The organism is Phycisphaerae bacterium (assembly GCA_018003015.1).
Classification (GTDB): Bacteria; Planctomycetota; Phycisphaerae; order UBA1845; family PWPN01; genus JAGNEZ01.
This window is the reverse complement of record JAGNEZ010000007.1, coordinates 1-13,020: the sequence shown is the minus strand read 5'-3', so window position 1 is coordinate 13,020 and position 13,020 is coordinate 1. Positions and strand designations below refer to the sequence as shown.

The 13,020-nt window shown below is 63.9% G+C and carries 9 protein-coding genes; 2 read left to right on the top strand and 7 right to left on the bottom strand.

Translation table 11 applies throughout. The features are described from left to right. Positions 1–47: 47 nt before the first annotated feature. The 7 genes from KA354_04805 to KA354_04775 all read right to left on the bottom strand — a co-directional run bounded on the left by KA354_04805 (position 48) and on the right by KA354_04775 (position 11,433). Positions 48–1,460 carry a hypothetical protein gene (locus KA354_04805; GenBank protein MBP7933950.1) on the bottom strand — a complete coding sequence of 471 codons (1,413 nt, stop codon included), beginning with the start codon at positions 1,458–1,460 and terminating at the stop codon, positions 48–50. 163 nt (positions 1,461–1,623) lie between these two features. Continuing rightward, positions 1,624–3,006 carry a Gfo/Idh/MocA family oxidoreductase gene (locus tag KA354_04800; GenBank protein ID MBP7933949.1) on the bottom strand — a complete coding sequence of 461 codons (1,383 nt, stop codon included), beginning with the start codon at positions 3,004–3,006 and terminating at the stop codon, positions 1,624–1,626. A 446-nt stretch (positions 3,007–3,452) separates the two neighbouring features. Then, positions 3,453–6,983, bottom strand: a complete 3,531-nt coding sequence (locus KA354_04795) for a hypothetical protein (GenBank protein ID MBP7933948.1) — start codon at positions 6,981–6,983, stop codon at positions 3,453–3,455. Next, positions 6,980–8,413 carry an APC family permease gene (locus KA354_04790; GenBank protein MBP7933947.1) on the bottom strand — a complete coding sequence of 478 codons (1,434 nt, stop codon included), beginning with the start codon at positions 8,411–8,413 and terminating at the stop codon, positions 6,980–6,982. The genes KA354_04795 and KA354_04790 overlap by 4 nt, the downstream gene beginning before the upstream one ends. A gap of 62 nt (positions 8,414–8,475) precedes the next feature. Further along, complete coding sequence (locus tag KA354_04785; GenBank protein MBP7933946.1) at positions 8,476–9,642, bottom strand: mandelate racemase/muconate lactonizing enzyme family protein; 1,167 nt, start codon at positions 9,640–9,642, stop codon at positions 8,476–8,478. A gap of 34 nt (positions 9,643–9,676) precedes the next feature. After that, positions 9,677–10,438, bottom strand: a complete 762-nt coding sequence (locus KA354_04780; protein MBP7933945.1) for an SDR family oxidoreductase — start codon at positions 10,436–10,438, stop codon at positions 9,677–9,679. After that, the gene (locus KA354_04775; GenBank protein MBP7933944.1) at positions 10,438–11,433 is read right to left on the bottom strand and encodes a DUF5107 domain-containing protein; all 996 of its coding nucleotides are present in this window, start codon (positions 11,431–11,433) and stop codon (positions 10,438–10,440) included. The genes KA354_04780 and KA354_04775 overlap by 1 nt, the downstream gene beginning before the upstream one ends. Before the next feature lie 270 nt (positions 11,434–11,703). Between KA354_04775 and KA354_04770 the strand changes: the two genes are divergently transcribed. Continuing rightward, on the top strand, positions 11,704–12,450 hold the full coding sequence (locus KA354_04770; GenBank protein MBP7933943.1) for a FadR family transcriptional regulator: 747 nt from the start codon (positions 11,704–11,706) through the stop codon (positions 12,448–12,450). 29 nt (positions 12,451–12,479) lie between these two features. Continuing rightward, positions 12,480–12,911: a type II secretion system protein gene (locus KA354_04765; protein ID MBP7933942.1), complete on the top strand. Its 432-nt coding sequence runs from the start codon at positions 12,480–12,482 to the stop codon at positions 12,909–12,911. Positions 12,912–13,020: the final 109 nt, after the last annotated feature.

The following is a 13,020-nucleotide window of genomic DNA, read 5'->3' as shown; positions in this document are numbered from 1 at the left end:
ATGCCCCCCTTGTCCGACAACGGGTGATCGCCGGCTCCGGCCCATCCTCAGCGCTTCTCCGGGGCCGACGGGGCCAACTCCTTCAACAGTTTGACCGCTGCATCGACCAGCATCTCGCCTCCACCGGGCAGGATGCGACTATTGACGGTCTCGTAGCTGCCCTCGGCCAAGGCCTTCCTCGTCGGAATGTAGGCAGGGTACTCGTTGGCCAGCTCAATGACCAACGTGGTCTTGAAGGGTGAGGCGCGCTTGATGGCCAAGCCCAGTTCAACGAACACTTCACCGGGCAAGGTGACAACCGCCAGTTCCGCTCCAATGCGGAAGACCTGCACCTCGAGGGGCAAGGTGGGACCTTTGTGCGTCTGGAGGTCCAGGATCTTGGTGGCCTCGACCAGTTCCATGAACGCGGTCTGACCGGCCTCGGCCTCGGCCAGCACTCTCTTGGCCTTGGCCACCTGCTCCGGCGTGGTCCGCTGTAGCGGTACGTCGACCGTCGCTGACCTCGCTGCCAGCTGTGCCTGGCCGAGCGGTCGAAGCCGTGGAATCTCGGCTTGGACCATCTTGGCCAGGACCGTGCCGATCGCCTCCGCATTCCTGCGATCAGCCGTACTCACGTCGATGTGGTTGATGTCGCCGCAGCAGCCAACCCCGAACAACGAGGCCAACTCCGGTCCGAACGCCCCTTTCAGCTGCTTCTCCAGGTAGTAGGGGTAGTCAGCCGAGTACTCCGTGCCGCCGGTTGTGTCCAGGTGGAGGGTGAGCACGGTCAGGGTGGCCAGCGGTGCTCTGGTGCCCCTGTCACGCAGCACCACCACGCCCACGTCTGGGTCGATCGGACCAGCGGGCCCCACGATATCGGGATTCTTCTGCCCGGGATTGAACCGGACCGTCCCGTCCTTCATGTGAAAACGGCGGTTGAACGACAGCAGAGGGTCCTGCCGGGCGAGACCGGCCTCAAGGACCACGGGCCGCACCGCCGCGTCGGCGCGTTCGATCGCGGTGGCGATCTTCTCGACGAGCTGCGCGGCGTAGTCGATCGGTTCGCAGACGTCCCGCCCGTGTCTGGCGATGGCCCGCCCATGGTAGTCGTCGCGGCTTGCTCCAAAGTAAAGCGGCCCGGTGTGACTGTGGGTGCCGGCTACCACGATATGGGGAACCGGAATGCCCGTCCGCGTGCTGGCCAGCATGCGGGCCTTGGACGATACCTCCGCCGGCACGCCGATGAGGTCGCAGAAGACCATCGCCATCCGGGTCTCGCCCTGACGCAGGACCGCCGCCTTGGCGTGAAGCGAATCGTGCGTGGCGGTGTTGATACGCTCATGAAAGTAGCCGCAGAGACGCCAGCCTTGCGGCGGGGTAATGTCCACCGAGGTCACGCCGGCATCCAGGTCGGTTGCCGCCGCGTAGCCCCCGGTTTCACCGAGCGCAAATGCCATCAGGCAGGTACACACGCGTCGCATAGACCATTCCTCCCGCTGACTCTGTAACCGCCACGCGGACCCACCGGCGCAGCGCCTCCTGGGTCGTCGCCCTGCTCGAACTCGTGGCCGCTCGACCGTCGTCGGCCGGTACAAGCCGCGAGGGCGTCCAGAACCGGTGCGGCCCAGACTCGAGAATGCACGCTTACATGTATTCGGCGGGCATTCGCCACGGATCGCGATACGGCGGGAAGAGCAGCTTGGCCGCCTCCCGGTCGTTCGGAATCGTCTCTGTGGCCGGGTCGAACTGAACCGACCGCCCCAGCTTGAGCGACATCATGGCCAGGTTGATGGCCACGTCAATCTTGTAGTGATACCCGACGTTGCAGCTCGGCTGCTGGCGGCTGCGGATGCAGTCCAGCCACTCCCGGTGGTGGCCCGGCGAGTCGCCGACGACCTTGGGCACCTCGTCAATCTTGACCCCTTTCATCCGGCCCGATTCCTCCACAATCTTGAGATACTCGTAGTCGGCGATGATCGTGCCGTTCACGCCCTGGAAGTAGATGCCGCGCCGGCGGTGCAGACCGGGACCACCCTGGAGGTCGAACGCGAAGCTGTTGATCAGCGAGGTCGTCCAGGTCATGGTGAAACCCGGAAACTGCCAGAGAACCTCCTGGAAGTCATAGGCGTCGCCGCAATCGCGAACCAGGTACCGCCCGCCCGAGCTCGTAGCACACCGAGGATGACCGAGCTCCAATGCCCAGAAGGGCAGGTCCACCAGGTGTGGAGCCATGCCCGGCGTCCAGCCACCGCTGTAGGCCATGAACGAGGGATGATGAGCGGAGTCCTTGGCCAGGAGGGCGTTGAAGCCCCGCTTGGGACCCGGCCCCAGCCACATGTCCCAGTCCAATCCGGGCGGCGGATCAGTGTCGGCTACGTTGCCGATGCCCTCGGGACCCTGGTTGAAAACGTGAAACGTGCGGGCAACGCAGATCTTGCCCAGCACGCCGGATCGCACGATATTCACGATCTTGCGGTAGTTCGGCGTGGCGTGGATCTGGGTCCCAACTTGGGTGACACAACCGTTCTTCTTCGCGGCTTTCACCACGGCCAGACTCTCGCCCACGCTCAAGGTCATCGGCTTCTCGCAGTAGAAATCCTTGCCCGCCTCGGCAGCGGCGACGGCCATGATCGCGTGCCAATGCGGCGGCGTGGCGATGAGCACCGCGTCAATGTCCTCCCGGGCCAGCACTTCTCGAAAGTCGTTGTAGCCTTTCGCATTCCCGCCGCACTTGGCCAGCGTGGCGTCACGTCGATCTTTCCACACTTCGCAGACCGCGACCACCTCCACATCCGGCTGCTGGAGGAGCTGATCCAGGTTCCAGTTGCCCTGTCCGTTGGCTCCGATCAGACCGATGCGGATCTTGTCGTTGGGGCTGATCTTGCGGCGCTCGCGTCTCGCGGCCAGCGGCTGCCCCGTATCCTGGCCTTGCCCAAGTGCGCCCAGGCCGGCAGCCCCGGCATACGCCAGGCCTGCGTTCCGGCCCTGGATCATGAACTTGCGGCGGGTGATGCGTTCCGACGACATGTACGGACCTCCTTCCAGCGATTGAGTCTGCGGTGGTACAGTGCCTGCATTCAGGTGAATGGGGACGCTGAACGCGGGCAATCTCTGAACACCCAGATTAGGGGAACTTGATGATCGCGTCGAGTGGGTTCCACAACAATCCCGCGGATCGCCCGAGAATTCAGGGGCAGACAGGCAAGGCCTCGGCGAGCTGCAAACCCCCGCGGCTCGAGTGTCGATGGTCAAAGCGGATCGCCGCGGCTCGCGAGCGGGGCAGGCCGCCGGGCCGGAGGCACTCGAGCGGCGTGGACGACGTGGTTGGATCCTGCGGACGGTGACCGACGGCGCAGAAAGGAACCGGCGCATGAACCAAGGCTTTACCGGTTGCCCGCGGTCCGAGCCAGCGACTTCCGCATGGACGGAGGGGCGATGACGTCCGCTCGGTTGGGAGGGGAGAAGACCGGAGCTCACCGAGGCACCACGCCGACGGTGACGATCTCGTTGGCCCGCAGCTCGACGCCGACGGTGTTGCCGCTGACCGGCAGATCGCCGACCTCCCGTTCGACCGCGTCAGCCTTGAACGCCCTCGCGACCCGCACCTTCCCGGGTAGCGCGAACCTGAGCGTACATCGCGACGCGGCCCCGCGGAGTTCCAGCAGCCGCACGATGACCGACCGGCCGTCCTCGGCCATCTTGACGCAACTGATGATCGCCGGATCACCTTCGAGCGCGATCGGGGGCCGGCCTTCGGGTTCGTCCCCGCCTTCCTTCGTGAGCCAGGCCGCCTGCAAGGGATGAAACGGCTGCCAGGCGAAATGTGTGGCCCGGATCGGGTCTGGCTGCCCGGCATAGGACGTCAGCCGGTAGCGGAACGTCAACGTGCCACTCTGGCCGGCCTTGAAGTTCGTCGACCAGTAGTTGTTCATCACCAGCGAGTAGAGATGGCCCTTGTCAAATCGCAGGGTGTCGGCCCACTTGTAGACGTTCAGGTCGCTGGCCACGACCAGGGGGGCCTCGATCGGTACCCAGGTGACGCCAAAACCCTTGCCGGCGACGTCAGCCCAGTGCTGGATAGAGTAAAAGTCATGGCAGGTGTAGGTGAGCTGGTCCTTGCCCGGACGCATGGTCGTGTTCGCAATCTGGAAGCGGATGTCGGGCGAGGGCACGTCAAACGGGAACGCGAAGTAGACCCCCTCGGTATCGAAGTTCTCCTGTTTGTCCACCACGTTGATGACATCGATCGTCTTGAGATCGTGGTACAGCCGAACGGTCTGTTGGACGCGCGGACAGGTGGGCAGTGAAGTCTCGGTTGTCCACTCACTGAAAACCGGCCCCGACTGGCTCCTGGCGAGGGTGTTTCTGCCGGCCGATGTGCGTTTGAACTCGACCGGCTGTTTGCGATCGATGGCCGCTCGCCCGCCGATGGCCGTCTCGAAAACCGCTTGATTCATCGTGAACGGAGCCCTGCGATCGAGCAGCTCGCGACCGAGTTCCTTGTCGTAGCAGCCTGACCAGAGAGCGGAGTCGGCTGACCGCGAGAGTCTGTAAAAGCGGTTCTCGATGGTCGCGGGACGACCGACGGCTCCGGATCGGCCGGATTCCGCGGGCTCGATCGTGTACCGGACGTGGCTCAGGGGCGGCACCTCACGAGCCATGAACCATGCGGTCTTGCCGTCGGCGGCCAGCTGCGAGGCAACCAGCCCGCCGTTCCGTGTGTCCGTGACCTTGAGGCCGGTGGCGTTCTCGAACGGCGTGCCCGCCAGGGCCAACTCGACCACGTCGGTCCGCGCCCAAGTGAGCGTGTTCCACACCGCAACGCTGGGCTTGCCCGCGGCGGGGACACCGGAGGATAAGTGCCGGACAGCCCGGTCAAACAGCTCGCCGGTCAGTCTCTGGGCGTCATAGGCACAGGACGCCTTCCATTGCCATTGGACCTGCGTTTCCGGAGACTTGGGCCGGTCGATGCTGCAAGAAGCTCCCCAGGTGTGCTCGTCGTAGTGGATCATGCGGTCATATGCCCTCTCGATCTCCTTCGCCGGGTACGTCGCCTCCGGCTGGCCGAGCCGGGCAAGCGTCCACAAGGCCTCGACGGCAACCAGCTTGTCGTGAAGCAGCCGCGTGATGCCGGTCTCGGCGGCCGAACTCGCCGGGCCCTCCGCCCACCAACTGGGAATATCGCCGCGGTACGCCTTGCACCGGGGACCGTACCGACTCTCGAGCAGATCGAGATACTCGCGGTTCGTGGCTACGACGACCTTCGGCCAGATATACTTGTCGTTCCAGGCCCGTGCGTTCTTGCTGGTGTTGAACTCCGGCGGCAGATTGTCACCACCCATGCGAAGCTGAATGTGGTCCACGAACGTGCCCGCAGCCTCGTTCCGGCGGATGATCGCCAGGAACTCGTTCTCGTGCAGGCCCGGGGCCCGGAAGAAGTTGCCCTCTCTATAGCTGTCCGTGTACCAGACGAAGAGTCTATGGCTGGCTGGACCCTCCCAATAGAATGGACGCTCCACCGCCCCGGGCCTGAACCAGAGAAACTGGCCGCGAATGCTGTTGGCCCGGAATGCCACCCTGTGGATGCCGAACTCGTTGAACAGCTGCGGCAGCGCCCAGGCGTAGCCGGGCACGTCGTTGATCATCGCCGTATCGATGGTCACGCCGTATCGGCGGCGGAGGCCCTCGGCGTAATACAGACAGCGGATGAGTTCCTCGTGGCCGACCAGCTCGGTGGGCATGTTCAGGTAGTACCCGCAGATCTCGATGCGATTCTGGCGGACCAGCTCGATCAGTCTGGCCACTTGTGCTTCATCGTGCCGTTCGGCAAAGTTGCGAAACAGTGAACTGACCTCCACCGTCCAGCGATAGCGGCTCTCGGCCGGCCAGTCAGCCGTCTGGTCGCAGAACCGGACCGCCGCTTCCATGTCCCGGCTCAACCGCTCGATGACCTCCGGCTGCGGTTCGGTGAAGCCAATGTCGTAGTGGGTGTGCGGGGTCATGTGGAAGGTCCACCGGCGCACCGGGTCGAGCTTCTGCTCATCGGCGAATCGCTTGCCGAACGAGGTGGTCAAGCTCACCTGCAGCGTGGCGGTGGCCTGCGGCTCCGGGACAAGCAGCTCGTAAGCCCCGCCCTCGAATTGGGCGGCCTTCAGATCAACGGCCCGTTTCATCGTTCCCATCACCGCTTCTAGCTTGCCGTCGACCGGCTCGGGTTTGCCCTCGAGCAACGTGCCGACCAGGATCCTCCGCTTGGCACCCTCCTGCGATCTCACGACAAACGGCGTGATGTCGACCTGCAGCTTGAGGTCATTCTCGAGCCGCTTCAGTCGTGCGGCCTGGTCCTCCACCGACCGCTTCCGCATGGCCTCCACCTCCGCACCCCATGCGATCCGGACGGCGCCGAAGTCGATCCGGCTGCCGTCATCGACCAGCAGGCCGATCAGCCCAACCCGCTTGTCCGGGCACTGGGCTCGAAGCTGCCAATCCGGCTCCCGCGCGGCTCCCGAGGGCCAGATCTTGGCCACGATCTGACCATCCACCGCCGCCGCTTTGAGGCGGTACCATTGCCCTGCCTTCAGATCGAGCTTGGTCTTGGATATCTGTATCCGCTCCGCCAGCGGCCGGCCCTCCGCAAAATCGAGCAGTTCCAGCCGGTCGCCACTGTCGTAGTACCGCACCGCATGACAGGTGCCGTCGTCCGTGACCCGGAAGACGATGCCGAAGTTGCGCCGGCCAATGTCGGCCACGCGCACCTCGGTCTCAACCACCGCGTCCGCAACCGGCTTGATCTTGGCCAGGCGAGCGGTAGTGGCCCTCGGTTCGGCGCTGGTGAGTACGCCTTCGCGGGCCGACCAGGCGCCGTCGGCGAACAGTGGTTTCCACCGCTCCAGCCCGGATGAGTAGTCGTCCTTGAACGTGTCGTCGGCCGCCAAGGCTGACGAGAATGTCACCAGGGAACCCAGGCAAATCGCTCCCAGTGCGAAAGATGCACGCAATCTCATGGGGATGCTCCTGAACCCGCCGACAGTCGGTACCCGCGGAGGGTGTATACCCAGCCCGCGGTGAGAACCGAGACAACCACGATGAAAAACTGGGCACTGATGCCGATCCATCCCGCACGCCACAACTCGAGAACCACGACTTGCCAGAGAACCGCCAGCTGGATGATCGCCGCCAGGGCGGGGGCAACTAGGTTCCACGCGATACTGAACCGCTCCGGGCGAAATCGCAGATGAAACAGGAAATTGCACAGGTTGGCGGTGAAGTAGACGGCGATAATGAACCACGCAATCACCTGGCTCCACCAGGCAATGGCTTCGCCGGGTTCGCGGATGAGAGCTAACGGGATGATGGCCAGGGCCGTAGCCAGAAACACGATGTGCAGGGCGTTCCACGGCGTGCGGTACCGGGCGTGAACCGCCGCCAGGCCCCGTGGAAGCGTACCATCACGGCCCAGCGAAAACAGCAGACGCGAGGCGGCCGTCGAGCACGGGACCAGGGCTCCAATCATCGCAATCATGCCCACCACGGTCACCAGCACATTGAACCGGCCCCAGACGAGACCGGCCAGCGGGGGAACCGCGTTGTCCACCGATTGCCTGCACAGATCGATGAGCCGATCAGGAGGACAAGCCATGCCGAGTGCACCGAACGCCAGAACGTTCCAGATGCCGACCACCAGCAGCGTCAGAATGATGGCCAGTGGAATCGTCCGCTTCGCATCGCGGGTCTCCTCGGACACCGGTGTGGCCGCGTCGCAGATCAGCGAGAGCATGGCCATCGGCAGGGCGAGCAACGCCCCCGACCAGCTGCCGGCAGGAGGCAGAAACGGCGCCCAACTCAGATGCTGCTCCCGGCCGGCCACGATTGCGAAGGTCAACGCCAGAGCACTCATCACCACCAGCTGCACGATGAGCAGTACAAAAGCCAGGTAGGACGAAACCGCCACCCCGCGATAGGTCGCGAATCCGGCGATCAGTATCGACAGCCCCGCACCCAGCAACCACGTCCCCTTTCCGGTCGGCAGATGGGCCAGGTCAAGCAGGTTGTTGAACAGCTGGCCGAACACGATCGGCGGGAACACGACGGTGAGTACGTAGTAGATCGCCGTGGTGATTCCGATCCACCGGCCAAAGGTCCTGCCCAGCGCGCACGATGCCCACGCGTATACTCCACCGGCCGACGGCATCTCCCGGGCCATCACGCCGAAGCTGATCGCCGAAGGGAGGGTGACGGCCAGGCCCAGCAGCATGACAAACCCAACGCCAATCCCGGCCTTGGTCACCATCGGCCCGAAAAGTGCGATCAGCGACGCGGCTGGAGCCATGTACGCCGCAGTGAGCGATACCGTGCCGAGCAGGCCCAAGGCATCAGCCCGAAGCTGTCCGGCCGCCTCCGGCCCGGGATCGTGCGTGGAGTCCGCCATGCTCATGCCCGCTCGCTCTGCGCCCGGTACGTGCCACGCCGCATGTCAACGCCATGCCGGCCACTCTATCACGCGCGATACCTGCGCAGAGCATCGTAGTTCAGCTCAATCCCCAGGCCCGGCCGCTCCGGCAACGCCACGCGACCGTGGTCCATCTTGAGTCCGTCGTCGGCCAGCTCCTTGCGGAGATCCGACTCGGACAGCTCCGGCGGAAGATACTCGATGTACGGACAATGCGCGGTCGCCGCCGCCAGGTGAGCCGAGGCAGCCACCCCGATGCCCGTCTTCCAGCAGTGAGGGACGATCAGCCGGCCACGAACAGCGGCTAGGTCAGCCACCCGCCGAGCCTCGGTCAGCCCCCCGACCCGCCCCACGTCCGGTTGGGCAACGTCGATCCGCCCCCGGTCCATCAGGTCAATGAACTCAAAACGGGTGTTCTGCCACTCGCCCGCCGCGATACGGAACGGGGCACGCTCGGCCAAGAAAGCGTAGCCGTCCAGATCGTCGATGTTCAGCGGCGTCTCAAGGAAGAACAGATTGTACTTCTCCAACCGCTCCAGTACGCCCAGGGCTTCTTTGGCATCCCACCAGGCGTAGGCCACATCGACCATCATGGTCATCTCCGGTCCGACCGCCTCCCGGCAGGCAGCGACCGTCTCGATGATCGCCTCGTTACTCTCCTGGATCGCGTTGTGGCTGTACGGGCCGCGGAGACACACTTCCATCTTCGCGGCCTTGAAACCGGCGTTCTTGGCCTGGATCGCCTTCTGGACCAAATTCCGCTGGTACTCCTCGAGCGTCCGCCCCGTGGGCAACAACGACGCGTACGGCGTCAGGAAAGGCTGCTTCGCACCGCCAAGCAATTGCCAGCAGGGTTTGCCCATCGCCTTGCCACGGATGTCCCACAAGGCCATGTCCAGTGCCCCCATCGCGCAGATGCCTAGCCCTCGGCGGCCGGTCATCGCCGACCCGAGGTACATCTTGTCCCATAAGGCTTCCGGCGTCAGCGGGTTCTGCCCAACGAGCATCTCCTGCAGACCCAGTCCCATGCAGTGCGTTCCCGGGGCCTCAATCATCGCCCGGGCTACCCAGGGATTCGTGTCCACTTCCCCGATTCCGGTGATGCCCTCGTCGGTGTGAACTAAAACCACAATGTCATCCTGGGCACTGCTGCAGGCCTCCGGGCTGACATCGGGAACCACGACCACATGGCATTCGATCTTGGTAATCTCCATCGGTTTCCTCGGCATCCGCCTGCGCGGGCGGTCGTCAGAAGGTAATCGTCAGTCCTCCATCAACGACCAGCATCTGGCCGGTCATGTACTGACAGTCGTCGGAGGCCAAAAAAAGCACCACCCCGGCAACTTCGTGAGGTTCACCCGGCCGGCCGAGCGGGATCTTCCGGCGGCCTACGTACCATTCCTTGAACAACTCCGTCTGGGTCTCGTCAATCCCGTTGATGACGCTCATCGGCGTGTGAATGCACCCCGGAACCACAGCGTTCACCAGAATGTCGTGCGGAGCCAGCTCCACGCCCAGGCTGCGGGTCAGGGCGAGTACCCCCCCCTTGCTGGCCGCGTAGGCCCCGACCAGCGGCTCACACGCGATCGCCTGCGTCGAGGCCACATTGATGATTCGTCCACAGCCCCGCTCGATCATCCGGCGGGCCGCAAGCTGCGCGGCCAGGAAGTAGGCCTCCAGGTTCACGGCCAGCGTTTCGCGCCACTGATCGAGCGTGGTCTCCACGACCGGCACGTAATAGGAAGTGGCCGCGTTGTTGACCAGTACGTCGATACGACCAAATCGCTCGACCGTCTGCGAGAAGCACCGCTCCATAGCCTGATGATCGGTGACATCGATCGGGCAGGCCACCGCCTCAGGCAGGGCCGCGCATACCGCCTCGAGTGTCTCCACGTTCCGGTCGATGCCAATGACCGCCGCCCCTTCCTCGGCGAAACGCCGGGCGATGGCCTCGCCGATCCCCTGACCTGCACCCGTGACGATCGTCACTCGTCCCTGCAGTCGGCCCATCATGTCACCGTCCCATCCCGTGAGATGCCGTTGATGGCGGTTCGGCCGGCCAGCAGCGTGGCTGTGACCTGCGTCTCGACGACCTGCTTCGGCTCGAGCCTGGCCAAACGCCCGGACGCCGACGCCTCCGCCAGAGTGTCCGGGTAGCCGGTCGCCGGTTCGACCACCGCCACGTTCAAACCCCGCCAACTGCCGAAGGTCTGGAATAGCCATACGGTGTTGAACAGCGTCTTGTCAAACGCCAGACCAAAACCAGACCGGCTCTCGCCGTCCAGAATCGCCCACCAGCCGTCTCGCAGCCGGGTAAGGTAGAACATCTCCCACCCGCAGGCCTCTGAACCGGCCGGAATGACGCTCGCGTCAATCAGCTTGCCATCCTTCCCGGGCACATCAGGCCACTCGAAATCCACCCTCGTCTCAGAGAACCGCCCGCACCCCGCTCGCGCCAGCCGCCCCCGCTCCGCCGGAATGATCAGCCTGCAGCCAGGTCCCACATTCAGGGCCGGGTGCAGCTTCCATAGGTAGTCGAAGGCCTGCTGCCCCAGATGGCTCAACCGATACCGAAGCGTGGTCGTGCGGCTTCCTGCCGTCACCGTAATCCAACGCTCCATCCGGGTGGGCGTGACCGGGCCTTCGGCCACCAGGTACAGGGTCAACGTGTCACCCGTACGCTCGACCTGCCAGTCAAACCCCGTGGTCCAGTACTCTCCGTGGTCCGGATAGCTCTCACCCTGATGACAACCCGGCATGTCGTTCGGAAACTGCTCGTCCCAGCCACCAAAGAACCGGTCATCAAAACACCCGCCCGGGGCCACCACCGCGGGCTTGAGCCTGGGGTGCTGCCATAGAACGTCGCGGTCAGACTGCTTGTCAATCCACCGATAGATCTTCCCACCAAGCTCCGGCATGATCTCCAGCCGAGTCTCGTCGCTCTCGAGACGTAAAACCCTGCAATCACAGTACTTCCAGTCGGTTTCGATCCGAACATACGCCATGCTCGGCTCTCCGTTTCCGCCGCGGTACACCGAGGCGACATATCCAATTGCCCACAGGTTCGACTTGTCTGACAATTGGGACCTTATCAGACCCGAGCATCTGAATCAAGGCCAGAATATGCTCTTGTGGGCCTATTCTGCCGATTCAATTGTCAGACAAATAGACCTTTTTTTCTTGACCCTTATGGCCGCTCCCCGTACCATGACCTCAGCAGTTCCCCGGCGGAGTGGGCTCGAGCACCACATTCGACTCGAGCGAAGAGGAGTGCGATGGCCGAGGCCCCCAACAAGCTGAACACCCGCAGGCAGGGCACCCGAGCCGACCACGTGGTACGCCAGGTCAAGAACTACATCTTCGCCAACCGGTTGAAGCCTGGTGATCGTCTGCCCGGCGAACACGACCTCGCCCGGCAGCTGAAGGTCAGCCGCCCCACCCTTCGCGAAGCGATCAAGGGCCTCTCGGTCAGCGGGCTGCTGGAATCCCGCCCGCGCAGCGGGACAAGGGTGCGCGAGTTCGCCTATGAGCAAGTGGTGGAGGCCCTCGTCGCCCAGTTCTTCCTCAGCGATCTCAGTCTTCGTGAGGTCCTCGAAGCCCGAGCCGCGCTGGAACTGGCCGCCTTGCCGTTTGTGCTCAAGCGTGTCACCCCGGAGCAGATCGCGGGGATGCGCGAAGTTCAGAGCCGGTTTGAGACCGCAACCCGCAGCAACGGTGACCACATCGAGCTGGACCTGAGGCTGCACGAGATGTTCCTGGCCGCCTCAGGAAACCGGCTCTTGTCCAATATGGTCGGACTCCTCAGGGCCTTCTTCGCCCATCCCAGCCTGGAGGACGCCATCGTCAAGCGCCACTTCGATCAGGAAGAAATCGACAGGACGGTGCACGAGCACAGGCTGCTGATCGAGGCCGCGGCCGCCCACGATGATGCCCTGGCAACACGCGTTCTTCGAGAGCATTTCGACCGCCAGCTGCGTTGGCTGGAGGCCGAAGAGGCGGGAGATCCGAGCGAGACGGTGTGAGGGTCCGACGGAAACGGGAGATACGCCTCATGCGGGACAGCATCTGGCACAGCGGACGTTGTCGGCGGGGCTTCACCCTCATCGAAGTCCTGGTGGTGGTGGCGATCATCGCCTTGCTGATCGCGGTCCTGTTCCCTTCGCTGACCCGGGCCAGGGCCGTGTCGCAGTCAACGGTGTGCCTCCACAACCTCGCCCAGCTGGGTCTCGGAGCGATGCAGTACTCGCACATGCACAGGGATTACATCCCACCCCTGGACCCGGCCAAGATCGATATCGGCCCGAGTTCCTCCACCTACTACAATCTGGGCGGCGATAACATGGGCCTGTACTATCCCAAGTACGCACCCAACCTGCGGGTGTTCGAGTGCCCCGGAGCCCACAACACCGTCCGGTCAGTGGACTCCGACGCGGACGGCTTCGTGGATGATCTCGAGAATAGCTATGGGCCCGCAAAAGAATAACCTGAACAATTGTTGATAGGTTCGATCGCGTTGTTCCGATATTGGGTGGATGCAGGATGCAACAGTGATCGAACGGATTCGACGAATGTATCGCACGTTGTCGCCGGAG